Annotated in this window: 17 protein-coding genes and 1 tRNA gene; 5 read left to right on the forward strand and 13 right to left on the reverse strand. The window is 44.2% G+C overall.

Features of this window, described 5'->3' with window-relative positions; all coding sequences use genetic code 11:
- Nucleotides 1–245: 245 nt before the first annotated feature.
- The 4 genes from LA303_RS13590 to LA303_RS07000 all read right to left on the reverse strand — a co-directional run bounded on the left by LA303_RS13590 (nucleotide 246) and on the right by LA303_RS07000 (nucleotide 1,205).
- Nucleotides 246–377 carry a GIY-YIG nuclease family protein gene (locus tag LA303_RS13590; protein ID WP_394371560.1) on the reverse strand — a complete coding sequence of 44 codons (132 nt, stop codon included), beginning with the start codon at nucleotides 375–377 and terminating at the stop codon, nucleotides 246–248.
- Between the two features lie 155 nt (nucleotides 378–532).
- Nucleotides 533–775 (reverse strand): GIY-YIG nuclease family protein, encoded by a 243-nt coding sequence (locus LA303_RS06990; protein ID WP_240524573.1) that lies wholly within the window; start codon nucleotides 773–775, stop codon nucleotides 533–535.
- Between the two features lie 55 nt (nucleotides 776–830).
- Nucleotides 831–905 (reverse strand) — tRNA-Val (locus LA303_RS06995).
- Between the two features lie 72 nt (nucleotides 906–977).
- Nucleotides 978–1,205, reverse strand: coding sequence for a hypothetical protein (locus tag LA303_RS07000; protein ID WP_240524574.1), 228 nt, complete (start codon nucleotides 1,203–1,205; stop codon nucleotides 978–980).
- A gap of 33 nt (nucleotides 1,206–1,238) precedes the next feature.
- On the opposite strand from LA303_RS07000, the gene tamL reads away from it, so the two are divergent.
- Entirely contained in the window at nucleotides 1,239–3,605 is a 2,367-nt protein-coding gene (gene tamL, locus LA303_RS07005) for a translocation and assembly module lipoprotein TamL (RefSeq protein ID WP_240524575.1), read from the forward strand.
- 8 nt (nucleotides 3,606–3,613) lie between these two features.
- A complete protein-coding gene (locus LA303_RS07010; protein WP_240524576.1) occupies nucleotides 3,614–5,035 on the forward strand; it encodes an ATP-dependent DNA helicase in 1,422 nt (473 codons plus the stop codon).
- 57 nt (nucleotides 5,036–5,092) lie between these two features.
- Here the strand turns inward: LA303_RS07010 and LA303_RS07015 are convergent, their stop codons facing one another.
- The 6 genes from LA303_RS07015 to LA303_RS07040 all read right to left on the reverse strand — a co-directional run bounded on the left by LA303_RS07015 (nucleotide 5,093) and on the right by LA303_RS07040 (nucleotide 18,678).
- Nucleotides 5,093–5,956 carry a sigma-70 family RNA polymerase sigma factor gene (locus tag LA303_RS07015; RefSeq protein ID WP_240524577.1) on the reverse strand — a complete coding sequence of 288 codons (864 nt, stop codon included), beginning with the start codon at nucleotides 5,954–5,956 and terminating at the stop codon, nucleotides 5,093–5,095.
- 68 nt (nucleotides 5,957–6,024) lie between these two features.
- Nucleotides 6,025–8,160: a polyribonucleotide nucleotidyltransferase gene (gene pnp / locus LA303_RS07020; RefSeq protein ID WP_240524578.1), complete on the reverse strand. Its 2,136-nt coding sequence runs from the start codon at nucleotides 8,158–8,160 to the stop codon at nucleotides 6,025–6,027.
- A 183-nt stretch (nucleotides 8,161–8,343) separates the two neighbouring features.
- Complete coding sequence (rpsO, locus tag LA303_RS07025; protein ID WP_240524579.1) at nucleotides 8,344–8,613, reverse strand: 30S ribosomal protein S15; 270 nt, start codon at nucleotides 8,611–8,613, stop codon at nucleotides 8,344–8,346.
- Between the two features lie 212 nt (nucleotides 8,614–8,825).
- Entirely contained in the window at nucleotides 8,826–10,904 is a 2,079-nt protein-coding gene (gene ppk1, locus LA303_RS07030; RefSeq protein WP_240524580.1) for a polyphosphate kinase 1, read from the reverse strand.
- 143 nt (nucleotides 10,905–11,047) lie between these two features.
- Nucleotides 11,048–14,206, reverse strand: a complete 3,159-nt coding sequence (locus LA303_RS07035) for a UvrD-helicase domain-containing protein (protein ID WP_240524581.1) — start codon at nucleotides 14,204–14,206, stop codon at nucleotides 11,048–11,050.
- The gene (locus tag LA303_RS07040) at nucleotides 14,203–18,678 is read right to left on the reverse strand and encodes a translocation/assembly module TamB domain-containing protein (protein WP_240524582.1); all 4,476 of its coding nucleotides are present in this window, start codon (nucleotides 18,676–18,678) and stop codon (nucleotides 14,203–14,205) included. The genes LA303_RS07035 and LA303_RS07040 overlap by 4 nt, the downstream gene beginning before the upstream one ends.
- Nucleotides 18,679–18,705: 27 nt before the next feature.
- Between LA303_RS07040 and tsaD the strand changes: the two genes are divergently transcribed.
- Nucleotides 18,706–19,725 (forward strand): tRNA (adenosine(37)-N6)-threonylcarbamoyltransferase complex transferase subunit TsaD, encoded by a 1,020-nt coding sequence (gene tsaD, locus LA303_RS07045; RefSeq protein ID WP_240524583.1) that lies wholly within the window; start codon nucleotides 18,706–18,708, stop codon nucleotides 19,723–19,725.
- Between the two features lie 53 nt (nucleotides 19,726–19,778).
- Here tsaD and LA303_RS07050 read toward each other — a convergent pair whose 3' ends face one another.
- Entirely contained in the window at nucleotides 19,779–20,387 is a 609-nt protein-coding gene (locus LA303_RS07050) for a porin family protein (RefSeq protein ID WP_240524584.1), read from the reverse strand.
- Nucleotides 20,388–20,842: 455 nt separating this feature from the next.
- Nucleotides 20,843–21,763 (reverse strand): cation diffusion facilitator family transporter, encoded by a 921-nt coding sequence (locus LA303_RS07055; RefSeq protein ID WP_240524585.1) that lies wholly within the window; start codon nucleotides 21,761–21,763, stop codon nucleotides 20,843–20,845.
- Nucleotides 21,764–21,927: 164 nt separating this feature from the next.
- On the opposite strand from LA303_RS07055, the gene mgtE reads away from it, so the two are divergent.
- A complete protein-coding gene (gene mgtE, locus LA303_RS07060; protein ID WP_240524586.1) occupies nucleotides 21,928–23,274 on the forward strand; it encodes a magnesium transporter in 1,347 nt (448 codons plus the stop codon).
- Nucleotides 23,275–23,381: 107 nt separating this feature from the next.
- Here mgtE and LA303_RS07065 read toward each other — a convergent pair whose 3' ends face one another.
- Complete coding sequence (locus LA303_RS07065) at nucleotides 23,382–24,743, reverse strand: NAD-dependent succinate-semialdehyde dehydrogenase (protein ID WP_262901454.1); 1,362 nt, start codon at nucleotides 24,741–24,743, stop codon at nucleotides 23,382–23,384.
- A 99-nt stretch (nucleotides 24,744–24,842) separates the two neighbouring features.
- Between LA303_RS07065 and rlmD the strand changes: the two genes are divergently transcribed.
- Nucleotides 24,843–26,279 carry a 23S rRNA (uracil(1939)-C(5))-methyltransferase RlmD gene (gene rlmD / locus LA303_RS07070; RefSeq protein ID WP_240524587.1) on the forward strand — a complete coding sequence of 479 codons (1,437 nt, stop codon included), beginning with the start codon at nucleotides 24,843–24,845 and terminating at the stop codon, nucleotides 26,277–26,279.
- The last annotated feature ends 122 nt before the right edge of the window (nucleotides 26,280–26,401 follow it).

The raw sequence follows: 26,401 nt of genomic DNA on the forward strand, positions 1-26,401 counted from the left end.
TAGGAATAACTGCCGGTAAAACCGGCAGGCTGGAAAGCAACAGTACTGCTGAATCCTGAAGGGATTCAACTTTTATCTCTTCTTGTTATTATAAAGCTAAATCGGTTAAAATGCGTGAATCAATAATTAATGATTGTATTTTATTTAACCCTTTCAGGGTTATGATCTTTTTTTGGTTTTTCCCTGCACTTCGTACAGGGTTATTTTTGTTTTATCCCTTTCGGGATAGTTATGCCTCTCGTATTTTAGAATGCAAAAAAAGTATATTTTGATTTGTGATTGCTATTGTGTTTTTTTAATCGCTGCAAAATGTTTTCCGTGTGGCCGATGTAGTACCGGTTTGTTCTTTCCGAGTAGAGGATATAAAAGTAATACATGGCTGTAAAATAAAAAAAGGACGCTTTTGAAAAGCATCCTTTTTCCTTTTGTTTGTGGGAACTACTGGATTCGAACCAGTGACCCTCCCGACTTGGGAAGTCGGGATGCACTGAACCAGCTGATGACACCGTTTAGTAAATAAACCTGTAATTACTCATTTGTTGATTAATCGTTTTATAGCTTTTCTGCTTTTCCAGTTTTTCACTTGCCGTTCACGGGCATAAGCTTCGGATTTGGAATGAAATACTTCGGTGTAAACGATTTCCCAGTCATTTACTTTTCCGGTATACCCTTTATGGTCGGTGTTGTGTTTTTTTAATCGCTGCAAAAGGTTTTCTGTGTGGCCGATGTAGTACCGGTTTGTTCTTTCCGAGTAGAGGATATAAAAGTAATACATGGTTGTAAAATAAAAAAAGGACGCTTTTAAAAAGCATCCTTTTTCCCTTTGTCTGTGGGAACTACTGGATTCGAACCAGTGACCCCCTGCTTGTAAGGCAGGTGCTCTGAACCAGCTGAGCTAAGCTCCCTTCATTTGAGGGTGCAAATATACATGGATATTTTAAATGCACAAGCGCTTTTTTTATTTTTTGATAGAATTTTTAAAAGGTTTTCTGCGTGAGGGATTGAAGCGGCGGCGCCGGGCAGTACAGCCGGTTTGGAAGCCGGAGAAACCGGGGCGACGAGGGAGCCCCCGGAGGCGACTGGCGGACACGGGCTGTGCTGCCCGGACTACAGCGAAAAGCCCGGCGCCGCCCGGACGGGCGGGGACACGCCGTAAGAAAATGATGCCAGAGGAATATCTTTTTTATCCTGTCGAGTTTATTCATCTTTTTTTAGCTTTGCATAAGAACTGCTGTAAATTGAAACGTCTGAAACTTAGCATATTTCTTCTGTTGATTTTGTTGTTGGCCGGGATGTATTCCTGTTCGGTGAAAAAGTATGTCCCTCCGGGCAGGTATCTTGTAAATAACAGCAAGATTGTTTTGGAAGACAAATCGTATCCGGAGATAAAATTGAGTGATCTGAAGCCTTATTTGCAGCCAAAACACAACAAAAAGTTCCTTTTCTGGCGGGCTGAATTGTGGAATTATTATAAAAATGAGAAAAAGCATACCAAGTTTAGCGAATGGCGGAATAAAAAATTTGGGGAAAAACCGGTTTACTTTTATAAAGAAGATGTAGAACGAAATGCCCGGAATATGGAGAAATATCTGGGGGATATTGGTTTTTTTCATTCGAAGGTAAAGTACAATGTCCGGTATAATCCGAAAAAGAAATGGGCGGATGTGGAATACCGGATTTTTCCGTCCAAACCGTATCGGTACGATTCGGTGAGACTGGTTATTATGGATACTACGCTGAATCCTTTTTTAAAGAATGTGAAAAAAGAATCGTTGTTAAAGCCCGGCGATGTGTATAATGCGTATACCATGGATGATGAGCGTGACCGTATTACGGCTTTACTGCGTAATAAAGGGTATTACTACTTCAACCGGAATTATATTCAGTTTGTGGTCGATACCAATCTGAAGAGTCATGAAGCTACGGTAAAGGAGGTAATCCGGCCGCGCGAATTACCGGCAAAAAATAATCCTTCCAAGCTGGTGGCTTTTCCGCATATCCGTTATTTTATTGACACGGTGGATGTTATTCCTGATTACGATCCTTTTGGTCATGCGCAATATCTTCATTTTGACCATGTTATCCGGTTCCGGAAAGATACCGGTATTTATCATTACAATTATTTTTGCCGGGAGCCCCAGCGTTTTTCTCTTTCCACATTTGATAATGCCATTTATTTGAAACCGGGCCAGGTTTACTCGGATAAAGAGGTAAAAAAGACCTACCGGAATTTGTTTAATTACAAAATATTGAAGTCGTCTAATGTGAGTTTTGAGCCTTTGAAAGATCCTTCCAATGATACGGCTCAAACGGGGTATTTACATGCCCGTATTCAGATGCAGACCGGAAAATTAAATACGCTTTCGGTGGAAACGGTGGGAACCAATTCCAGTGGTGACCTGGGCGTAAACGGGATTATTTCGTATTCCAATAAAAATATTTTTAAGCGTGCTGAAGTTTTTCATCTGCGTTTTATGGGGGGATTTGAAGCCCAGCATATTGGTAAACTGGCCAGTGATTCTGTTGCTGTCGTAGGAAACGATAACGGGCTGTTCAACACATTTGAAGCCGGGGTAGATGCTTCGGTTATTTTTCCGATGACACTTTTCCCTTTCCGGAGATTTCGGGTCAACGGCATGGCGGAAACCCGTATCGGAGCCGGATACAGTTATAAAGTGCGTCCTTATTATTCGCAGAGTATCAGTAATGTAGAGTATAGTTATTCATGGAAGCAGGGAAAATATCTCAAGCATGTTTTAACCCCGATCAATTTGAATTTTGTAAAAGTAAATCCTACCCCTGAGTTTCGGGATATTCTGGATAAAGAAACCAACCAGCAGTTGAAAGAACAATATTCAGATCACATGATCGCCGGTTTGCGATACAGTATCATTTTCAATAATCAGCAATTACACCGTCCGGGAAATTTTGATTATGTCCGGCTGGATATGGAAACTTCGGGTAACTTGTTGCGGGGCATCAACAAGACATTTGGCGGATCGAAAGATACTTTGGGAAATTATACTTTTTTTGGCGTTCCTTATTCGCAGTATTTCCGTTTTATTGTGGATTACCGTCATTATATTCAATTTGACAATCAGGGAAAGTCGCTGGTGCTCAGAGGCCTTATCGGAATGGCCGTTCCTTATTTGAACTCGTCGGTCGTTCCTTTTGAGAAAGGCTTTTTTGCCGGCGGTGCCAACGGAATGCGTGCCTGGCGGTTCCGTACGCTGGGCCCCGGTTCGTATACCGGCATAGGCGATTACGAGCGGGTAGGGGACATACAACTGGAAGCGAATGCGGAGTTCCGGTTTCCGGTGATCGACTTTTTTAAAGGGGCCTTTTTTGTAGATGCCGGAAACATTTGGAACCTGAAAGCCGTTCCTACTTTTCCGGGCGGCGAATTTGCCTGGGATACTTTTGCCAAGGAAATCGCGATAGATGCCGGATTTGGTCTCCGGTTTGATTTTACTTTTTTTATTTTCCGGCTCGATTTTGCGGTGCCTTTGCAGGATCCGGCTTATCCATTGGGCGAACGGTGGCGTCTTGATAAATTACAGTGGAACAATGTGGTGGTGAACTTTGGAATCGGATACCCGTTTTAAACAGCCTGATGACAACGTTACAACATGAAATAGAAGGTATTCTCAGCCGGTTTCAGTACCGGCCTACCCGCGATCAGGAAACGGCTATCCGGCATCTTGCTGCTTTTGGGATGAGTACAAAAACCAATCCTTTGTATTTATTGCGTGGTTATGCCGGAACGGGGAAAACCTCGTTGATCAGTGCTTTTGTTCATTATTTGCGGGGCAATCAGCGGCGGTTTGTTTTGCTGGCGCCTACAGGAAGAGCGGCTAAAGTGTTGGCGCAATATACCGGTTTGAAAGCGTATACCATTCACCGGTGGATTTACCGTTCGGTGGTACGTGATGACGGCCGTTGGAATTTGGTGTTGTCGTCCAATCCGCTGGAACAGGCTGTTTTTATTGTGGATGAAGCGTCCATGATTCAGGATAACCGGCAGGAATTTTCTTCAGGAAGTCTTTTGGATGATTTGATGCAGTATGTTTTTTCGGGAAAAGGAAATAAATTGTTGCTGGTGGGCGATTCGGCCCAGCTTCCGCCGGTAGGGCTGGACATGAGCCCTGCACTGGATACCGGTTATCTGCAGACGGCTTTTCATCTTACCGCTTTTTCGTTTGAGATGCGCGAAGTGATGCGGCAGGTACAGGATTCGGCTATTCTTTCGCTGGCTACCCTTCTCCGGAAGAAAATAGAGAAACAGGATGCCAATCCTCCATTTTTCTTGTGGAAACACATTGGCCAGGATGTGCAGATCGTGGAAGATGCCTATATGCTGGAAGATCTGATGCAGACGGCTTTTTCCGGAGATGAAAATACCGGCAGTATTGTGATTACCCGTAGCAATAAAATGGCAAACCGGTACAATGAACAGATCCGAAGCCGGATACAGATGCGCGAAAGGGAGCCGGAAGCCGGAGACCGGCTGATGGTGGTGAAAAACAATTATTTCTGGTTGCCATCGGATTCGGCAGCCGGATTTATCGCCAATGGCGATATGATTCAGATTGTCAGGGTGAACCATATTGAAGAGATGTATGGTTTTCGTTTTGCTGAGGCCGAGATCCGCTTGGAAGATTATCCGGATGAAAAGGAGCTGACGGTTCAGTTGCTTCTGGATACCCTGGAGACGGATGGACCGGATATTTCAGCCGAAGAACAACGACGGTTTTTTGATCAGGTTTCGTTGGATTATATGTCGGTTCCACAACGTTCCAAACGGTTGGCCGCCATTAAAAAAGATCCTTATTTCAATGCTTTGCACGTAAAATATGCTTATGCGATTACCTGTCATAAAACGCAGGGAGGACAGTGGCCGGTGGTTTTTATTGATCCGGGTTACCTGCCGGATGAAAGAATAAACATAGAGTATCTTCGCTGGCTGTACACTGCGTTTACCCGGGCCACACAAAAAGTTTATCTGTTGAATTTTAAACCGGAATTTTTTGAATAAAGACATAAAAAAAAGCGCCTTTTGGGCGCTTTTTTTACAAATGCTTGATTATTGTCTCTATCCGAGATAAGATTTTAAGATCTTACTGCGTGAAGTCTGTTTCAGGCGCCGGATAGCTTTTTCTTTGATTTGACGCACTCTTTCGCGGGTCAAATCAAATTTCTCACCAATTTCTTCCAACGTCATGGGATGACCGCCGTTCAGTCCGAAATAGAGCCGGATGACATCTGCTTCACGCTGTGTCAATGTAGAAATGGCCCGGTCAATTTCTTTCCGTAACGATTCGTACAGCAGTCCGGTTTCCGGAGTGACCGATTCTTCGCTTTTCAGGACATCGTACATGTTGTTGTCTTCATCCTGAATCAGCGGAGCATCCATCGAAATATGCCGTCCGGCATTTCTTTTCGATTCTTTGACTTCGTTTTCGGTCATGTCAAGGATGCTGGCAATCTCTTTATAATCAGGCTCGCGTTCAAATTCCTGTTCCAGTTTTGCCGTGGCTTTATTGATTTTATTGATGGAACCAATCTTATTCAGCGGAAGGCGGACAATTCTGGATTGTTCTGCCAGGGCCTGTAAAATCGACTGGCGAATCCACCATACGGCATAGGAAATAAATTTAAATCCCCTGGTTTCGTCAAAACGCTGTGCGGCTTTGATGAGTCCGAGGTTTCCTTCGTTAATCAAGTCAGGAAGGCTTAATCCCTGATTTTGATATTGTTTGGATACGGAAACCACAAAACGCAGATTGGCTTTGGTCAATTCTTCCAGGGCTTTTTTGTCGCCCTGTTTGATTCTTCTTGCCAGTTCTACTTCCTGCTCGGCGGTAATCAAATCCACTTTCCCGATTTCCTGTAAATACTTGTCAAGAGAAGCGGTTTCACGATTAGTAACCTGTTTGGTGATTTTCAGCTGCCTCATGCTTTGTTCCTTTTGTTTTTTGGTTTATTGACTACGTTAATTTCCATGAAAGGTTTCGTATTCCCGAATTATTTTCTTTCGGGTCTTTTTATGAGGGCTTTACGGGACAGTTTCATTTTCCCGTTTCGCTCGTCAATACCAATGAGTTTCACTTTAACTTTGTCGCCTTCATGTAAAACATTTTCTACTTTTTCAATCCGGCGCCAGTCGATTTCGGAAATGTGCAACAAGCCTTCTTTACCGGGTAAGATTTCCACAAAAGCACCAAACGGAACAACACTTTTTACGGTGCCTTCATATACTTCGCCTACTTCCGGTACGGCAACAATACCGCGGATGCGGCTCTTGGCTGCTTCGATGGATGCTTTATCGGGCGATACGATGTCGATGACGCCATAATTCCCCACTTCTTCAATCACAATGGTGGTATTGGTTTCGCGTTGCATTTCCTGAATCACTTTTCCACCGGGGCCAATCACTGCACCGATAAATTCTTTGGAAATCATCATGCGTTCAATACGCGGAACATTGTCTTTGTAATCGGCACGGGGTTCGGTAATGGTTTTGGCCATTTCGCCTAAAATGTGCAAGCGTCCCTGGCGGGCCTGTTCCAGAGCTTCTTCCAATACGGAGTAGGAGAGGCCATCCACTTTGATGTCCATCTGGCAGGCCGTAATTCCGTCTTTGGTTCCGGTTACTTTAAAGTCCATGTCTCCCAGGTGGTCTTCGTCACCCAAAATGTCGGACAATACGGCGTATTTTCCGCTTTCGCTGTCGGTGATTAATCCCATGGCAATACCGGCTACCGGTTTTTTGATTTTTACGCCGGCATCCATCAGTGCCAGCGTGCCGCCGCAGACCGTGGCCATGGATGAAGAACCATTGGATTCCAAAATATCGGAAACAATACGAATGGTATACGGATTGTCATCGTCATCAGGAAGGACAAATTTCAGTGCCCGCATGGCAAGGTTACCATGTCCGATTTCGCGGCGTCCGGGGCTGCCAAAGCGCCGTACTTCACCGGTAGAAAATCCGGGGAAGTTGTAATGCAAAATGAATTTTGAACTGCCTTCGATAACTGCCCCGTCAATGGTTTGCTCGTCCATTTTGTTCCCGAGCGTACAGGAAACCAAAGCCTGGGTTTCTCCGCGGGTAAAGATGGCAGAGCCGTGTGCTGACGGCAGATAATCTACTTCGCACCAGATAGGACGAATTTCGTTCAGTTTCCGTCCGTCGAGCCGTACTCTTTCGTTCAGTACCGCATTCCGCACGGCTTCTTTTTCCACATCGTGGAAATAGCGTTTAACCAGCGGTGTTTTTTCTTCGCGTTCTTCTTCCGGAAGCGATTCGATGAACGCTTCGCGAACCGCTTTAAAGGCTTCCGAGCGGGCGTGTTTATCCGGATTTCCCTGCAGGGCAATGTCATAGCATTTTTGGTAGGTCGCTTCTTTTACCTGTTTTTTCAGCTCTTCGTCGTTGGTTTCGTGGCAATATTCGCGTTTGGTTTTTGCCTTTTCTACCATATCGGCCAGTTCTTTTTGTGCCTGGCACTGAATTTTAATGGCTTCGTGCGCTACTTTAATGGCTTCCAGCATCACTTTTTCTGAAACTTCTTTCAGTTCGCCTTCCACCATCATGATATTGTCTTCGCTGGCAGCTACCATCAGCTCCAGGTCAGCTTCTTCCATTTCGCTGATTCCCGGGTTGATCACGTATTTTCCGTCGATCAGGGCCACGCGAACTTCCGAAATAGGTCCGTTGAACGGGATGTCGGAAACGGCCAGTGCCGAAGAAGCAGCCAATGCTGCCAAAGCATCCGGAGCCACATCATCGCCGCCGGAAATTAACTGGATAATAACCTGGGTTTCCGCATGGAAATCTTCCGGAAACAGTGGACGCAGTGCACGGTCTACCAAGCGTGAAATTAAAATTTCATATTCGGAAGGACGACCTTCCCGTTTGAAGAATCCGCCCGGGAATTTTCCCGTGGCAGCATATTTTTCTTTGTAATCTACCGAAAGAGGCATAAAATCTACCTCTTCTTTGGCTTCCTGAGCGGCTACAACGGTAGCGAGAAGCATGGTGTTTCCCATTTTTACAACAGCCGAACCGTCGGCCTGTTTGGCAAGTCTGCCGGTTTCAATGGAGATGGTAGTACCGTCTGCCATTTGAAACGTCTTAATAATAGCTTGTGCTGACATAATTTGAATTTAGATATTTTTTGTTTTTTTTCATCGGGCTGGCAGAAGGATGCTTCATCAACTTTTTGAACGAGTGTCTGGAAAAGATGGAAAACCGGGTTGTAAAATCAGTGTTTCTGTCAGCTTTTATAAACACAAAAAAAGGCAATTCACTAAATTGCCTTTTTTTGTGTGAAGGGCAGATTATTTTCTGAGCCCCAAATCTTTAATAATGGCGCGGTATCTTTCGATATCCTTTTCTTTCAGATAATCGAGCAGTTTTCTGCGTTTCCCGACCATTCTTACGAGCGACCGCTGTGTAAACACATCCTTTTTGTTGCGTTTCAGGTGCTCGGTTAAGTGTTGAATACGGTAGGTAAACAGTGCGATCTGGCCTTCTGCCGATCCGGTATCCTGATCATCCTTACCGTACTTTGCGAAAATTTCTTTCTTCTTTTCTACAGTTAAATACATAGTAAAATTGTTTCTTGAATTTGGGGTGCAAAAATAGAAACATTCTGCAAACTGACCAATATTTTTTCCATTTATTTTTTCTGCAGCTGCTGTTTCCCTCTCATGAGCCGCTTTTCCCTTTGCTGATAATGCTTTTATAACGCTTTGAGCGGTTCTTTACCGGGCTGTTTTTCCACTCCTCCGGCAGGGTTCTGTGGAGCCGGTCGCAGAAACTACCCGGATTGTTCCGTTTCGGCCAGCTTTTTAAAATAATCGTACAGATAAAACTGCGATCGTACCGGCTTTTCTCCCGGTGCCGGTTTTTTGTACTGATTGATCGGGTCGCTGTTGATGTAACGGGCTTTTACATTGTCTCGTAACTGAATCTGTAACATCAACATCAGTTCTTCTTGTATTTTCGGGTCAAAAACCGGGCAGGCTACTTCAAACCGGTGGTCAAAATTCCGGATCATCCAGTCGGCCGACGAAATATAATATTTCGGATTTCCGCCATTGGCAAAAACCATTACCCGGGCGTGTTCCAGAAATTTATCTACAACCCCGGTAATTTCGATATTTTCGCTAAAGCCGCGAATTCCCGGTACCATCACACAGATTCCCCGGCAGATAATTTGAATTTTTACACCTGCATTGGAAGCCTGGCTGAGTTTTCGCACCAGTTTTTTATCTACCAGACTGTTGAGCTTTATGATCGCCCAGGCCTCTTTTCCGGCTTTGGCATTTTTTATTTCGGTGTTTAGCAGCTTAATGATGTTTTTGCGCATGTAATAAGGCGCCACAAGAAAGTGTTTGAATTTGGGTGGCGTGTAGGGCGATTCAAGCAGGTGGAAGAGCATATTCACCTCTTTGGCAATTTCTTGATTGGCGGTAAATAATCCGCTGTCGGCATAAACTTTCGCTGTCGATTCGTTAAAATTGCCGGTGCTGATGTGGGCATAATAGATGTTTTGCCCTTCTTCTTTCCGGCGAATCAGCATTAATTTGGCATGCACTTTATATCCCGGAAGGTTTTTAATGATTTTTACGCCTTCTTCTTTCAGCCGGCCGGCCCAGTAAATGTTGGCTTTTTCGTCAAACCGGGCCTGGATCTCAAGAAATACCGTAACTTTTTTCCCGTTTCGGGCCGCATTAATCAGGGCGTTGATGACGTTGGAATTTTGTGCTGCCCGGTAAAAGGTCATTTTGATGGCCCTTACTTTGGGATCGATGGAAGCCTCGCGGAGCAAGTCAACAAGGTATTGAAACGACTGGTAGGGATAATGCAGCATGATGTCCTGACGACGAATCACCTTCAGGATGTTGCTGGCCTTTTTAAGCAACGGATGTGGCGAGGGTTTCATCTCCGGATAAATCAGATGGGATTTTCCTAATGACGGGAATCCGATAAAATCGCGGAAGTTGTGATAGCGCCCGCCGCCACGCAAACTGTCTTCTCCCGAAATGTCCAATTTTTTCAATAGTTTCTTCAGCAAAGTTTCCGGGATTTCACTGTCGTATACAAACCGTACAGGAAGGCCCCGTTTACGCTGCTCCAGACTTTCGCTCATCAGCTCATAAAAACTCTTGGAAAAATCGTTGTCGATATCCAACTCAGCGTCACGGGTTATTTTTATGGTATAAGCACTAAAAGTGTCAAAATCAAAAGGTTTAAAAACATCGTCCAGTCCAAACCGGATCACGTCATCCAGCATCATGACGTATTGTTTCCCCGATTTTTCCGGAAGAAGCAAAAAACGCGAAAACCGGTGAGTCGGAACCATAATCAGCGCATAGTCATCGTCAAGAACGCCTTTGGAATCGTGTAAAACCACGGCGAGGTAAATGAATTTATCCCGCAGGAAATCCGAACTCTTCAGGTTTTTTAACATGATGGGGAAGAGAAAAGGCCGCAGGTACTCCGAGAAAAACTGTCGTACAAACCGGCCCTGTTCTTCATCGATTTCCGTCTCGTTTACGAAGAAAACATGATTTTTGCGCAGGGCATCTTTTATCTCCAGAAAAGTTTGATTATAAAGTTTTTCCTGTTGTTCCACCACCTTAAGAATCTGTTTCAGGATTCGTTTGGGCGAAAAGTCAATATCGCGACGGTAACGCGTGTTTTCCATTTCAATCAGCCTTTTTACCGAGGCTACCCGTACCCTGAAAAATTCATCCCGGTTGTTGGAAAAGATGCCCAAAAACCGCAGTCGCTCAATCAACGGATTCGCAGGATCCATTGCTTCCTGTAACACTCTTCCGTTAAAATGAAGCCACGAAATTTCGCGGTTGATAATTTTTTTTTGCTTCGCCATGCGCTTTTCCTGTTGTCGGTTACAAATTTAATGGAAATAATGAAAATATGTGGATAGTATCTTATTTTCCTTTCGGGAAGGGGAGAAGTGTGGCAAAAAAACGTTTTTTTGCCGGTTTCGATCAAAGGAAAGTGTAGCAGGGATTATTCCACATCGACCACCTCGATGTTTTCCGGATGAATGTAAACCAGCTTTTGTTCGATCTTAGAATAGCCCAGCCGTTTAAAGAGTTGTGCATAAGTGTTTACCTGCCGGCGGTATTTTTTTTCTGACGCCTCATTCCGCGCGCCGGTTTTATAATCGAGAATGGTAAGTATGCCGTTGTGAATAACCACCCGGTCGGGTCTTTTCAGGGTTCCTGATTCGGCATCAAACAGTTCGGTTTCGTTTTGAACCACCGTACCGGATGCGAAATAGGGTTTTAAGCCGGGATGCGATACCACCCGCCGGATGATTTCTTTTATTGTTTTTGCTTCATCCGCATTAATGCGACCGGTAAAAAGCCATTGATCAACCTGTTTTTTCGCCTCTTTTCCGGTTTTTATTTTTGACAGCAAAGCATGTAAAAGTTTTCCGTAAGAACGGGGAGAAAGATCGCCCGCCGTCTCCAGAGATTCTTCGTCTGCCGGAGCCATCTCAATAAAATCCTGCCAGGGTTTTGAAAAGTTTTTCGACAGGTAGAGAATATTGTCGTTTGTTTCCTGTCGGGTGGCTTTGTCCTGCGGAAAAGTCCCCCATTCATAGTGGCTGTCTTCTTCGCGCAGTTGTTCCGTTTTTTCAAGAAAATGTTTCAGCAGACGTGAAAAAGCATCGCTTGTACGTTGTTGTATCTGACTGCTAATGATAAATAGCGCATCCACCGGACGGGTAAAAGCCACATATACTTTGTTCAGCAAGTCCATATCGGTCCGGGCTCTTTCCTGTTCGTAAATTTCTGTTTTTCCGGCGGCGGCAAGGTTTTCTTTTGAAATATTTAACAATACCGGCGAAATATTTTTCAGCTCCGGAAGTGTGGTTTCTTCCCAATACTGCTTGCGTGTGAGCTTGGTGCTCATGTCGTATAAATCAGCAATGACTGTTCCGAACTTCAGTCCTTTGGCTTTGTGGGCTGTCATGATCTGAACCGCATCTACGCCCTCGGGAATCACAATGCTTTGTTTGTCTTTTTTCTCTTCCCAGAGCGGCAGAAAAGCGGCCAGCGAACCATAATAAACGGATTCTTTTTCAAGAATAAAATCCAGAAAGTGCTGGACAAACGGATCAGGAGTTGTGGTGTTGGCAAGATTTCTTAACAGGGTTGACGCAATTTCGTAAACGCTTTGGGTGCGTAAGGTATGTGATGAGGGGAGCTGCAGGTTGAATTTTTCGATGAGCGCATACATTGGCTGGTTTTGCCCTGCCGTTTCGGCAAAGAGAGAATGGAACCGGTCTTCCTGATGCCGGTACTGCAAAAAAGCGGTAAGAAATTCGGCAAACCAGAGTGTATTCTGTTCGTCGGTTAAAAGTTTCATGGCGGCCACCGTAAATCGTACTACGGGCGAAGTGGTGAGCAACAACGATTCGGAAGTAACCACCGGAATTTGATGTTGTAACAAATGAGCCGCAATTTCGGCCGCAGCATCGTTTTTCAGGGTTAAAACGCAAATGTCTTTTACCGGATAGTTTTTATCTTGCAGAAGATGAACAATATCCAGGATTTTTTCCAGCCGTTTTTTTCTGAAATCTTCGGTGTTCTCGGCCGGAATAAAGTCCAAACTGACCCATCCGTTTTCTTTTGCCTTTTCCGGAAATTTTTGTTCAACATCCTGATAAACTTGTTGTAATTCTCCTTTTAGGGTGCTGCCGTTGACGGTAAAAAAACGATTGTTGAACCGGATAATCTCTTTTCGTGAACGGTAGTTGTACTCCAGCTTTTTTTCAACATAATTACGTTTTAAGGTGGTAGCCCGTTGCCGGTTTTCGGGGGTATCCTCCACGCCGTAAAGATCGGGCAGGTGAGTAAAAAGTTCAACTTCCCCGTTGCGGAAGCGGTAAATCGACTGTTTGGCGTCGCCCACCACCATGTTGAAAAAACCGTTGGCCAGTGATTCTTCCAGCAACGGCAGCAGATTTTCCCACTGCAAAACAGAAGTGTCCTGAAATTCGTCAATCAAAAAATGATGATAACGCCGTCCTAACCGCTCATAAATAAAAGGAATTGGCTGGCCGGATATCTCTTTGTGAATCCGTTTGTTAAATTCTGAAATGTGGACTTTGCGGGTGCGCTGGGTGAAATTTTCAAACAGCCGTCTGATTTCTCCCATTAAAGCCATTTCGTAAATGTTATCGTAAACCAGGATGAGAAAAAGGTAACGGTTTACATTTTCCCGGATGCGTTCCAGTTTTTCCCGTAATTCGGGAAGAATGGATTCAATGGCTGTTTTTACCGGCTGTTTGGTCGTTTTTGAATACCATTCCTCCTTTTCAAGGGCGTTGATGGTGTTTTTGTTTGGACTTAACTCTTTTGGTTTTGCCGGCCAGTTTTTAATTTTTATCAGGTATCCCGCCACAGAATTGATTTTCCCTTTAAAATCCGAAGGAGAGAGTCCGGCCTGTGCAATGATCTCCAATCCTTCAGATGCCTGTTGTATCAGAAATTTTTTTGTCTCGGCCAGGCTGTTTTTAAGCTGTTTTATCTGTTGCAGAAAATAGTCGGGGGTATATTTAGCCAGGTTTTCGGTATGGCTTTCTTCTTCCTGAAGTTGTTTTTCCACAAATTCACTCAGCGTTTTATTTAAGTCGTAAGCTTTTTCATTGTCTACCCGGGCAAGAATAAACTGAAGCAGTATTTGGGTAAATGCTTTGTCGGTTCCCGGCCGGGCATAAATTTCTTCCACAATGAACGGGACGATGTCGTCTTTGTCAATGAGTACTTCAAAGCCTTGGGGAAGTTTCAGGTCAGGAGAAAAGGTACGTACGATCTGATGGATAAATGCGTCGATGGTGCTTACGGCAAACTCATCATAACGGTGGGTGATATTCCACAGCAAACGGGTAGCCCGGAGAGGAATTTCGGCTTCCGGAAGGGCGGTGGCCCGGGCTAGTTCCTGTTTCAGTGCGTTTTCTTCTTGCGGGCTCAAGTGCTTCAGCGTTTCCACAATCCGGGTTTTCATTTCGTTGGCCGCCTTGTTGGTAAACGTAATAGCCAAAATCTGATGAAAGTTATCCGGATTTTTCAGCGAAAGGGTCAGGTACTCTTTTACCAGCGTGGTGGTCTTTCCTGAGCCGGCCGAAGACTTGTAAACCGCAAATTTTTTGCTCATCGTTTAGATTTTTTGGATGATTTTTTTGCCTTCTTTTTCCGGTCACGTTTCCTGAAAAGGTCTGCCAGACTGTTAAACTCTTTCCGGTACACAATACCTACTCCCTGGGTATACGGCGAAATTTTGTCGTAGTTGCTGTAGTAATACCACGAGTTAACATTGGAGTGATTGTATGCTTTTAGCATCCAGCGTCCGTCTTTGGTCAGTTTGTATTTAATGTCCACGTCGCCCACAATGTTGTTGGCCGACTTGTTTTGTTTATCGTAGGTCATACCAAAGTTCCCATTGATGATCAGCCGGTTATCAAACAGCTGGGTGGAAAGCGCGACATCAAATTCCTGTTTGGTCAGGGCATCGCCGGGCTTGTAATTGATACCGATATCAAAATCTTTGCTGATTTTGGAAAGCATACTGCTCAGCTGGTTAGAGAGAATTGTGTAGTAAGAAGTATTCCATGAAATATTGGCGGCGTTGCTGAAACTGAATGCGCCCAAAACAAGCAGCGAGATCATCTGCTGGTTCATTACAGCAGTATTGGTGGTGTCAAGCTGGGCATAAACCAGTCGTTGCATGTCGGGGTCCAGTTCCGGAAAATGGATCTGGAACCGGATATCCGGGTTGAACAGGTCGTGCGACATAATGATGTAGCAATTGACCTGCGTGCGGTTTTTGTAATCAGCCGTGGAGTCGATAACAATTCCCAATGTGCTTAAATTGGCTTTGAGTTTGTAAAGCCCTTTCAGATAAACGGTTGCCTGATATGGATCGCCGGCCCATGAGATCCGTCCGCCTTTTACCAGCTCAAAATGTTTTTTCACCAGATTGCCAAGCGAGAAGTTAAATTCTCCTTTGTCCACCACGTAATCGCCTGAAAGGGTCATGTCGCCGTCAGAATTGACGGTCATATGCAGAATTCCGCTTCCGTTTGATTGGATATCTCCCATATTGGAAGGAAGATAAATCTTTAAATTGGCGCTGGGCTGTACATCCAGATTCAGGGCAATGGAATATTTTGACGGTTGTTGTTCCGGTATTTTCAATACGGTTTCTTCCGGTTTGTTTTTTAATGTGTCTACCGGTGGCGGAGTAAAAACAATGTAATCTTTGTCTGCTATTTCGGTACTGTAATCCAAGGGCAAAACAACGGATGTCCCCTGGGTGGTTTTGGCATTAATCACCATGTTAATGTCGTTGATCGGGCCGGTAATTTTGATATTTCCCGAAGCAATAGCTGTGCCGTAGTAAACATCGTTCATGTGCCTTGTTGTGTTGAAAAAGAGTAGTTTTTTGGTGTTAATATCAAAATTTAACCGCATGTTCCTGAAAAAATGATGATCAATTTCACCGTGTACTATGGCGGTATTCCCCAACGTATCGTGCAACGTAAGGGTTCCCAGGTCAATTTTGTCTTTATTGAAATAGATTTTTTGATGGAAAGAATATTTTGTATTCAGGTAATTGATGATGAGACTGGTGTTTTTAATATTGATAAAGCCCTGTAGCATAGGATTTTTAATGCTTCCTTTCAGGGTCATTTGTCCATCGGCTTCGCCGGTAAGATGAGAAACATATTCTTTAATGAACGGGTTGGTTGCCTTAAGCTTGAGTTTGTTAAAGTCCATGGTCAGATTGAGACTGGCCGTGTCGCGGTAAGGATAATAAAAGCCGGAGATGTCAATAATTTTTTCTCTGCCGGTTTTTTGCTGTTGTACCACTTGTGCTTTAATAAAAGCCGAGTTGTCTGATGGATTCCAGGTGCTCAGTATCCGGCCATTACCCAAAGCGGTATGATTAAAAGCAAAATTCTTTATTGAGAGATCGGCAACCTGGGTGTCGCGGTTATCCATGCGGCTGAACAGAATGCTCCCGTTCATGATGCCGTCAATGTCAAAGCCCAACATACTCCAGAGTAAATCGAGGTTGGAGAGATTCCACGAACGGAATGAAATATTCAGGGTATCTCCGTTGTTCCGGGGAGCTTTACCCTGCAGGGCAAATTGTGAACGTCCACCGTAAATGGTGAAATTTTTAAAAGCCCAGGTGCTGTCGCCGTGGATGATCTGATTTCCGGGTTTGATTTTCCAAAGGGTATCGTTGACAAAGATATGGGAAGAGTCGATGTTGAATTTCTGGAATTTCCGGGTGTCAATGAAAAATCCGTTTACAAAGCCTTTGTTTATCCAGTTGGTATCCGGATTGTGCCAGTAGAGATTATAAGCCAGGCTGTCATTTCGTGCGCCAAGCCATAAACGGAGGCTGTCCAGCCCGAAAACGGTCTTGTCTTCTTTGGTGCTGTCGCGCAGGATAAGATGGTCAATTTGAAAAGAAGTCTGGAGCTGGTTGTTATAGGTTCTGATTTCCAGGTGATTGTATTTTGACCGGATGCCGTTGTAAATTAACTTTTTAGCATAACAACTCGCCGTGAGTTCTTTGTTTTTTTGGTTGATATAGGCCGTGAACAGTGTATTCGGACTGATGTTGAGTCCGCGGATGAAATGCTCTCCGATAAACTCCGGTTTTCGCAGAAGCAGGGTTAAACGTACCTGGTCCGAAAAGGTTTTTCCCTCCGGATTGGGGGTGGGCAATACCGGAAAGTAATGATTAATAAGATATTCGGTGGAGGAAAATAGTGTTGCCGGATGGTATTTTCCGGTAACCAGCAAGTCAAATAAATCGGACTGGAAATGCATAACCTGTCCGAGTACATTTACCTTTTTGGTGAAAGTAAGATGATGAACCGGATAGTTGTCTTTGCCGATCTTTACGATTACATTTTGCATGGATAATTTCCCGGTTAGCGAGTCGGGTTGAAGTCCGGTAAACGATACCTGTCCGGTCCCCGATAGAGAAAAATGTTTTTGCTCCCAAAGCTTCAGGGCATAAAAATCGGCATGGTTCAGCTGAAAGCGATATTGAAATTTGGGTTTTCCGGAAAATACGGTGTAGCCCCGGGTGTTAAAACGAAAATTGGTGTCGGTAACCGAAAATGTATTTTGCAGGGTGTCTTTGTAAAAATGGCCGGAATACCGGATCTTGTGGTAGGGATAATTCAAAGCTTCCAATTTCTGCGCATAAAAGTGAAGGCGGACAGAAGGGGAGCCGAGCGAATCAGACAGGTGAAGAGATGTTGTAAAATCAGTATTTCCCAAGGATTGTGTCCCTAAAAAATGCTGTAACGGAATATGCTGGCCATTCAATTGTGCTGTCATTTGATGAATACGGGCGGTGTCCGCTTTTAAATCTACTTTCAATGACGCGTTGCCTCCTCCGGAGGTTTGGATGGATAAGTTTGTCGCAAACTGGTAGTAAGAGCCGTCAAAAGTTCCTTTAATATGAAATTTTTCAGCCGAGTCAATTTCCTCTGGAACCGGAATATGAGCATCTTCTTGGGGAAGAACAAACTGTTTTAGATCTTTTACAGAAGTGGAAAACTGTTTTATCCGGGCATGGATTTCCGTTTGGTAAAACTCGGGGAGTCCCCGCATCGCGATATCCCCGCGGAAGCGGGTGCTTTTGCCGTAACGGATATCGAGATTGGTGCCGTCCAGGTCGGTAAGCGGACCTTCTATATGACCACCGGAAATATGGATACGGTCTTTCATCCGGAACATGACGCCGGCAAAATAGCCAATATCACTCATGTCAAGTTTTGAAGGTTTGAAATTTCCTACCAGTTTTACCGAGTCGATAAAGGCAGAATAATCTTCCCAGCCGTCGGCCAACATGGCAAAATCCATTTGAAGAACAGAGTGGTTGGTTTTCAGCAGGGTATTGTCAAATGAAAATACTTTGCCGCTTATTGTGACATGGCTGCGCATTTTACGAATCCATAATCCTGATTTTTCGTGTGCCGTCAGGTTGTCAAGATGAAAAGTGATTGAATCGCCGGTTATTTTAAAATTCCGCAATGACACTTCGCCATGATTCATTTCTATATCCGAATAATTTATGGTATGAGACGTAGTGTCGTCCGGAGGCTGATTCTCATCTTTTAGCTGAAAATGAAGATGCTGGATGGTGGCATGGCGGATTTTTAAGACAAAGGGCTTTTGTGACGGGGTGGTGTCGCCTGACGATAATTTTTGAATGAATTGCAAAAAGGCGTAGTTGTCTTGTTTGGGGTGTTCGATAAGCCGGAAGTCGGCCGAATCAATAAAAATCCGATGAAAAGTATATTTCCCGAAAAGGAGTTGTCCGAAAGAAATCCGGGCATTCATGCGGTTCACAACCAGCATGGGCGTGCCGGTGGAGTCGAGCAAGGCCAGGTGCCGTAAATGAATTCCGGTAAACGGGTTTATCGATATTTCCTTTAGTGAAATATGATCGCCGGTTTTTTGGGTTAGCCAGATGGTGGCCTTTCTGGCCAGTGTTGATTGTACCGGTGGCAGGTTGATCAGGATAAACAGGAAGATAAGAAAAGACAAAAGAATGGCCATTCCGGCTTTTACAATTCGGAGACCCCTTTTTTTCATACTTTTGCCCTGTTTTTTTTCTTCCAAATGAGTATTTATATTTTAGGCATTGAATCATCGTGTGACGACACCTCCGCAGCGGTTTTAAAAGACCGGCAAATTTTATCGAATGTTATTGCCAATCAAGACATTCACAAAAGTTACGGCGGTGTGGTACCTGAACTTGCTTCGCGGGCACATCAGCAAAACATTATTCCTGTTGTGGAGGTGGCCCTGCAAAAGGCAAAAATAAAGAAAAATCAGTTGAGCGGCATTGCTTTTACCCGCGGCCCCGGATTATTAGGTTCCCTGCTGGTAGGAACCTCTTTTGCCAAGGCTTTTGCCCTGGGATTAAATGTTCCTATCATTGAAGTCAATCACCTGAAAGCACATATTCTGGCTCATTTTGTAGAAACCCGGCCAGGCAGCCGGCATCCCGATTTTCCTTTTTTATGTTTAACCGTTTCGGGCGGTCATACCCAGATTGTCCGGGTGAACAGTCCTTCGGATATGCAAATTCTGGGAAAAACCATCGATGATGCGGCAGGAGAAGCTTTTGACAAGGCGGCTAAGATTATGGGCTTGCCTTATCCGGGCGGACCGCAAATTGACAAACTGGCGGCGCAGGGCAATCCGGATGCTTTTACTTTTCCGGAGCCCAAGATTCAGGGGCTGAACTACAGTTTTAGCGGGCTCAAGACTTCGTTTCTTTACCTTGTGCGGGATGGGTTAAAAAAAGATGAAGGCTTTATTGAGAAAAACAAAGCCGATTTGGCCGCTTCTTATCAGGCAACCCTCATTCGTGTTTTGTTGGGAAAACTTCGCCGGGCTGCCCGAGAAACGGGAATTCGTCAGGTAGCTATCGCCGGCGGCGTTTCGGCCAACTCCGGCATTCGTCGTAAACTGACGCAAATGGCTGAAAAGGAACGCTGGGAAGTGTTCATTCCGGAGTTTCAGTTTACTACCGACAATGCCGCTATGATCGCCATCGCCGGTTATTTTAAGTATCTTGATGGTGATTTTGCTTCGCAGGATCTGGCACCTTATGCCCGGGGCGGGTTCCAATAAAAAAAGCCCCTTACAAGAAGAGGCTTTTTCCCTATGAAAGAATTTACAGTAATTTATAGTTCGTAACCCATGGTTACGCTGATCATTTTGTTGTTGGAGCTGTTGTCGTTTATTTGAAAATGGGTTAATCCCAAGGTCAATCGTACGTCCCAAACCAGGTAGTGTTTTCCGACCGGCTGCCGGAAACCAAATCCCATCAGTGCACCCCATTCGGCTTTATGGGAGGCGTCCATTAAATCCGTTGTTTGTTCAACTCCGTCGATGGTCTGGATCTTTTCTGCGTTAGTCAGAAAAGCTACGTATGTTCCCAGATTCAGATGAATACTTAATTTGGTATGATACGTTTTGCCGAAAGAGTAGTCGTATAAAAACGGCACACTGATGTAGTCAAAATGGGTGTCGATCTGTGAAGAGTGACTTCCTTTTTGGTCGTAGTTCAGCTCAGCTTGTAACATCATGTTGTCGTTAAGGCGGTAGTTACCTACCAGTCCGGCTGTCAGGCCATAACGGATATTGTTGTTGTTGTAATACTCGGCAATACCCGATTGTACGGCACCGTTGATACCGGCTTTGATTCCATAGTGAAATTTCTGAGCGGAAACCGACATGGCCATCAGCATGATGGCTGCCATTGCTACGAAACGAATTTGAATTTTTTTCATTTTTTTTGTTTTTTGGTGTTGAATTTCGGTTATCAATTAGACTAAAAATGTTTTAAAGTCAATTTTTGATTAAAAAAATTAAAACGTTTTGCCTTTTTTCAAAGTCAATGCCAAACCAAAATTGCTAAAATTGGTGTGACAGATTTACTTTTCTAATCTTTTTTTGCCTTTTTGTCATGATTTTGAATGTCAAAATGACTAATATCGTTTTAGAGTGCAAAAATAAATAAAATTGAAATACCAAATAAAAAATGTGAAAAATTTTTTATCCGGGAGCAGTTTTTTTTTGAAAGGAGGTTGCCGTATAACCTCGGGTTAGAAAGAAAAAAGGTCCTTAATAAGGTGTTTTATGTGCATCATTACGACAGACACGTATTTTCAGCAAGTAAGATTTCCGGTATGCGAACGACAACCTCATTTTTGCAGGGAGAAAATTAATTCCACAAAAAAGTCGGTTAGTGATGGCGGTGAATCAGCTCTTTATCGTCATTGATCTGGAATTCGGGTTGTATGGTGATATGCACAATGTTCATTCCCAATGCGATTTTTTCAATGGTCTTTAGCTTTTCTTCGAATTGCGAGATCGTGACGTCTTGTTCCAAATCGATGTGGGCTTCCATGTTAATTTGGTTATCCGTTAAACGCCACAGATGGAGATGATGAAGGTTCTTAATGCCATCGATGGCTTCAATTTTCCGGACCAACGTTTCGATATCCACATCTTTTGGCGAGAACATCATCATGATATTTACCGATTCCAGCAGCACTTTCCATCCCGAAAAGATCAGAAACAGGGCAATCAGCAGCGTAATCACTCCATCTACCCAAAACAAATCGAAATATTTCATCAGCAATCCGCCTGCCAGTACAGCCACTGAGGTCAGCATATCGGTAAACAGATGCAGGTAAGCCGAACGGATATTAAGGCTTTTACTGGCGCCTTTTTGTATCAGCAAAACGCTTCCCCCGTTCACAAGAATGGAAAGGATAGCAAGATAAATGACCACCATGGAGTTGATAGGATGGGGGACAATGATCCGGTTTATCGCCTCATAGCATAAGAATACGGCAATAATCAAAAGGGTGACTGCATTAATGAAAGCAGCCAGAATTTCTCCCCGCCGGTATCCGAAAGTGTGCTTGCGGGTATATTTTTTTTGAGCCAGCTTATAGGTAAAATAGGTAATAAGAAGCGACAAAACATCACTGAAATTATGCAGGGCATCCGATAAAAGGGCCATGCTGCCCGATAAAATTCCCCCAATAACCTGGGCTATGGTAATGCCGAGATTAAGGACCACAGAAATAAACAGGTTTTTCCCTTTCAGATTTTCGTGACCGTGCACGTGACTGTGTGCGTGATGCGTATTGCCCATAGCATTTTTGTTTTGGACAAAATTAGCGAAAACCAACGGATTCAGAGCCGGTTAAAAAATGTAATCTAAACCCGTTTTTAATAAGCCGGCTTTGGTTGCATTCTTCAAATAGTTTTCAGTCCTTTGCACCGCCAAATAAAGTATGTACCCAAAATCTCACGCTTATGACCAATACAGAGATTTTCCCGGACATCGAACAACTGCTCGATAACAAAAATTGGGACCAGCTAAAGAAAACCTGGGCAGAAATGAAGCCCGAAGATATTGCTGAAATTATCAAAAATCTTCATCAGCGGGATGTGGTAGTGGCCTTCCGGCTAATACCTAAAGAAAAAGCGGCTGAAGTTTTTTCGGAACTGGATCCCTCTCAGCAGGAATATATTTTGAGCCACATTGTGGATAACCATATTCGCGAATTGCTCGAAGAACTGCCTCCTGACGACCGTACTTCTGTTTTTGAAGAAGTTCCTGAACAGCTAAAACAAAAACTCCTGAACCTGTTGCCGGCTGATGAGCGAAAAGAAGCGCTCGGATTGTTGGGTTACCCTGAAAACAGTGTGGGGCGTATCATGACCCCGGATTATGTGGTGGTGAAACCCGACTGGACTATCGAAAAAGCCATCCAGCATATCAAAAAAATAGGAGCAGATGCCGAAACCATCAACATGATTTATGTGGAAGACGATGATCTTCGGCTGATCGATGATATTCCTATTCGCCGTTTTATTCTTGCCGATCCACAACAAAAAGTGGCTGATATTATGGACCACGAGTTTATAGCCATCAATGCACTCGAAGACCAGGAAGAAGCCTATAGGATGATCAAAAAATACGATATCAACGTGTTGCCTGTCGTGGGCGAAAACGGGGTGCTGATCGGTATTGTTACGGTGGACGATATTTTGGATGTGATCGAAGAAGAAACCACGGAAGACTTCCAAAAATCTTCGGCTATCGTTCCGGTGGAAGAAAAATATTATACCGCTTCAACCACAACCTTGTACAAGAAGCGTATCGGCTGGTTGTTTATTTTGCTGCTGACCGACTTTTTCTCATCCACCATTATTGCTCATTTTCAGCATTCATTGGAAACGGTGATTGCGTTGGCGTTCTTTATCCCCATTTTGATTGACAGTGGCGGAAATATTGCTGCCCAGTCGTCCACGCTGATTATTCGTGCGTTGGCCACCGGCTCGCTTTCGGTGAAAAAATGGTTTTTGGTGATGAAAAAAGAGCTGATTATCGGGTTGCTGATCGGTCTTACATTAGGACTGACATTATACATTCGTGGATTCTTTTGGCGTGGTGGCCCCACTGTAGGCATGGTTGTAGCCCTTTCGATGGTGGCCATTTCATTATGGTCAAACCTGTTGGGTAGTTTGTTGCCCATTGTTTTAACCAAATTCAAACTCGACCCGGCCGTCATCAGTAGTCCGTTGCTGACCACGGTAGTCGATTCAACCGGCTTGTTGATCTATTTTTCGCTGGCTGATTATATTTTCCACTTATAATACCGGTTGAAAATCAAAAAGCGCTTTTTTAATATCGGCATTTACCATTGTAGATCTTAAAATGCACTTTTGGCGCATTTTAAAATACAATTGGTATGACCCGAAGATCAGGCGATCCACACGGTTTTCTGATTGACAAACTCACGAATGCCGGGGTAGGCCAGTTCGCGTCCGTAACCCGAACGTTTGGTGCCGCCGAAAGGCAGTCGCGGGTCTGATTTTGTCATTCCGTTGATGAAAACAGCACCGGCTTCGATCCGGGCAGCAAGCCGCTCAGCCAGTTCCAAATCTTTTGTCCATAAGCTGGCACCGAGACCGTAAGGGGTGTCGTTGGCGAGCCGCACGGCATCCTGCGGGTCTTTGGCCGGAATGATCACCGAAACCGGTCCGAAAGTCTCTTCATCAAAAACAGGCATGCCTTTTCTTACATTCGCAATGAGTGTGGGTTCGTAGAAAAGGGAATGATCATCGCGACGTTTGCCGCCACAGAGTATTTTTGCGCCCATTTCCACCGACCGGTTTACCTGGTTTTCGATATTTTCAAGCAAATCAGGACGAGCCATGGGACCCATTTCGGTTTCTTCCTTCATGGGATCGCCCAAAACCATGCTTTCCAGCAGCCTTTTTTGTTCTTCCATAAATTCTTCCAGTACGGGTTCTTCCACGATAAACCGTTTGGCCGAAATACATACCTGTCCGGCATTCAGAAACCGTGAGCAGACGCCGGTTTTACAACTGACGTTAAATTCCGCATCTTTTAAAACAATGTAAGGATCGGAGCCACCCAACTCAAGCACGCTTTTTTTCAGGTATTTTCCGGCCTGGGCAGCCACAATACTTCCGGCACGCTGGCTGCCGGTAAGGGTAACGCCTTCGACGTAAGGATGAGCAATCACTTTTTCGGAAAGTTCCACCGGAATAATCAGGTTGGTAAAAGCATTTTCGGGGAAACCGGCTTCAAGAAAAAGTTGCTCAATGGCTTTGGCACAGCCGATAACATTCGGTGCATGTTTTAAAATAAAAGTGTTGCCGGCCATCATGGTGGGAACCGCTGCGCGGAAAGCCTGCCAGAAAGGAAAGTTCCAGGGCATAATACCGTAAACAATGCCCGTCGGATCAAAGCGGAGATAACTTTTTCCGGCATCGGTTTTGAATATCTCCGGTTTCAGCATGGCTTCTGCATGTTCGGCATAATGATCGCACAGCCAGGCACATTTTTCAATTTCGGCTCTTGATTCCGAGATGATTTTCCCCATTTCAGAGGTAATCAGTACAGCAAAGGTCTCTTTGCCTTTTCGCAAAAGTTCGGCCAGCTTTCTGAAAAGATCACCCCGCTGGGAAAAACTAAAATTTTTCCATTGCGAAAAAGTGTGATGTGTTTGATTGATAAGGTTTTCAACATCTTTTGCTGAATGTTCCTGATGCTCGAAAATGACAGCACCGGTATATGGATTGATACTTTGAAACATGATGATATTTTTTTTACAAATTTAGAAAAAACACATACCGGAAATGTTAATATTTTCAAAATGATATTCCTGCTATCTTTGCCTGCTCAAATAAACAAGATGGGAAGAAGAAAAAAGAAACCACTTCCGTTGCTGGAAGATGTTGAAATACGGGATGCCGGCGCTGAAGGAAAAGCCGTGGCCCGGGTGGACGAAAAAGTACTGTTTGTTCCTTTTGGTGCACCGGGCGACGTGGTGGATGTGCAGGTGTATAAAAAGAAACGCCATTTTTTGGAAGGCCGTATTGTTGCATTGAAAAAAGCGTCGCCATACCGAGTGGAACCCCGGTGTAAGCATTTCGGCTTATGCGGAGGGTGTAAATGGCAGCATCTGGATTATGCATACCAAAAAGTCTTTAAACAAAAGCAGGTAAAAGATGCGCTGGACCGTATTGCCAAAGTACCTTATCCTGAAATTAATGCGATCATCGGCTCCGAAAAAATTTATTATTACCGGAATAAGCTGGAGTTTACCTTCTCCAATCGAAAATGGTTGACGGAATTTGATCCGGTGGCTACCGAGGATAATCCGGTGGAAACCCGTGGACTGGGTTTTCATTTGCCGGGAAAATTTGATAAAATTCTGGATATTGAGGAATGTTTTTTGCAAAAAGATCCGTCTAATGCCATCCGGCTGGCGGTGAAAGATTTTGCCATCGAAAAGAATTATAGTTTTTATAATGTTCGTGAACAGCAGGGCTTTTTGCGAAATATGATTGTTCGTACATCCTCTACGGGTGATCTGATGGTTGTTGTAATTTTTGGAGAAGAACATCCGGAAAATATCCGGGAATTAATGACCTTCCTGGCCGAAAAATTCCCACAGATCACCTCGCTGATGTACGTGGTAAATCCGAAAAATAACGACAGTATTTACGATTTGGAAACCCGGCTTTTCAAGGGAAAAGACCATATTCTGGAAGTGATGCAACCGGCACGGCCCGACAGAAAACCGCTTTATTTTAAAGTAGGCCCCAAGTCGTTTTACCAAACCAATCCCGAACAGGCCCGTAAACTTTATCAAACAGCACATGATTTTGCCGGTTTTGCCGGTAATGAGCTGGTGTACGACCTTTACACGGGTACCGGAACCATTGCTTTGTTTATCGCTCCTTCGGTAAAAAAAGTGGTGGGCATTGAGTCGGTGGAAGAGGCGGTAGTTCATGCCCGGAAAAATGCTGCCGAGAACGATATTGCTAATGTGGAATTTCATGCCGGTGATATGGCAAAATTACTGGATGAAGAATTTATAGCACAGCATGGTCATCCGGATGTTTTGGTTACGGATCCGCCGCGGGCGGGAATGCATCCCAAAGTAATTCGCCAGATCCTTGAAACAGCACCCGAAAAAATTGTTTATGTCAGTTGCAATCCGGCTACCCAGGCACGCGATATTGCTTTGCTGGATGAAAAGTATCGCATTGAAAAAGTACAGCCGGTGGATATGTTTCCGCAAACACATCATGTAGAAAATGTGGTGTTGCTGGTGAAAAAATAGTTTCTTTTTTAGTGCTGTTTATCCATTCTTTTTCAGGTCCATTCTTAAAAATTTCTAAAAATCAGGCATTTTCTTTCCCTTTTGGATGAAAGTGACCTATCGTGGCATAGTTTTGGTAAAAT

This window comes from Candidatus Sulfidibacterium hydrothermale (assembly GCF_020149915.1).
Classification (GTDB): Bacteria; Bacteroidota; Bacteroidia; order Bacteroidales; family F082; genus Sulfidibacterium; species Sulfidibacterium hydrothermale.